Annotated in this window: 1 protein-coding gene; it reads right to left on the bottom strand. The window is 74.7% G+C overall.

What is annotated here, in order from left to right; translation table 11 throughout:
• The coding region (locus PROKR_RS35990) for a TrmB family transcriptional regulator (protein WP_036968402.1) at window positions 1-860 on the bottom strand (860 nt) is incomplete at its 3' end.
• Window positions 861-1202 lie beyond the last annotated feature (342 nt).

Genomic DNA, 1202 nt, shown 5'->3' with positions numbered 1-1202 from the left:
CGCCGGCCCGCCGCCTCGTCGGTCGCGCCCTTGGCCCACAGCCGCAGCAGCTCGCGCTCCTGCACCGACAGGCCGTCGTGGTCCCGCCGCCGGTCCGCGCCGAGCGGCGTGGCCGACCGCCAGGTCTGCGTGAACAGGGCCATCAGCGCGGCCACCACCCCGGGGGACGTCATCACGACCGCACCCGACCCGGACTCGGCGTCCGCCAGGGGGACCATCGCGTGGTCCTGGTCGATGATCTGCAGGCGCACCGGGATGGTCGCGGCCAGCCGCACCTCGGCGCCGTTGTTGCGCAGCCACGTCGCGTGGTCCCAGGTGGGCTGGTCGTTGCGGATGCTCTCCAGGTAGACGGTGCGCATCCGCACCCCGCGGTCCAGCAGCACCTGGGACAGTGCGCGGCTCGACTCCAGCGCACGCGACGACGTGGCTCGCGTCGGCACGAACGTGCACAGCTGGTGCGTGCATGCCGCGGTGAGCGTCGTGAGCCGGTCGCGTGCCTCCTCGGCGGTGCCCAGCACCTCGACGTCGGGCCCCCGGCGCACGTTCTGCAGCTCGGAGACGAGCCGGGCGAGCGCCACGCGGCCCTCCTCGATCTCCTGGTTGCGCCGCGCGACGTGCGCCTGCTCCCGGGCGAGCAGGGCCGCGAGCCCGACCTCCGGGCTGACCGGGCGGAACCCCTCGTCGCCCGCCCACGACTCCTCGACGAGCATCAGGCGGGCCAGCTCGTCCAGCGCGTCGCGGACCTGCGCCTCGTCGATCCCGAGCGCGGCCGCGAGCAGGTCCGGCCCCGCGTCGCGGTCCCGGAGCATCTGGAGGTAGACCGACTCAGCGGTCCCGGACAGTCCGAGTCCTTGCAGCATGGCGTGACACCCCGATCGGACGGACGGCAGGGGCGCCGGGTGGCCGTCCCGGTCTCGCAGGATCGCACAGGGCGGCAGGCCCGAGAAGGGGTAGCCCCAGAGTTCACCCGCTCCGCCGCGTCGTATCGTCTGACCTGCTGGTTCGTTCGGCCTGGCAGCATGGGCGCATGGCTCTCGACCTCAGCGTGTGGCGCGTCCGGCCCGAACCCGGTCCGCTCCTCGCCCCGACCGGCCCCGGCGTGCTCGACGGCGAGAGCGTGGCGGTGAAGGACCTGTTCGCCGTGGCCGGCCAGCGCGTCGGTGCGGGCAACCCGGCGTGGCTCGCGGCGGCGCCCGTCGAGC

It is taken from the genome of Promicromonospora kroppenstedtii DSM 19349, assembly GCF_000515355.1.
Taxonomy (GTDB): Bacteria; Actinomycetota; Actinomycetes; order Actinomycetales; family Cellulomonadaceae; genus Promicromonospora; species Promicromonospora kroppenstedtii.
This window is presented reverse-complemented; position numbering and strand designations above follow the sequence as displayed.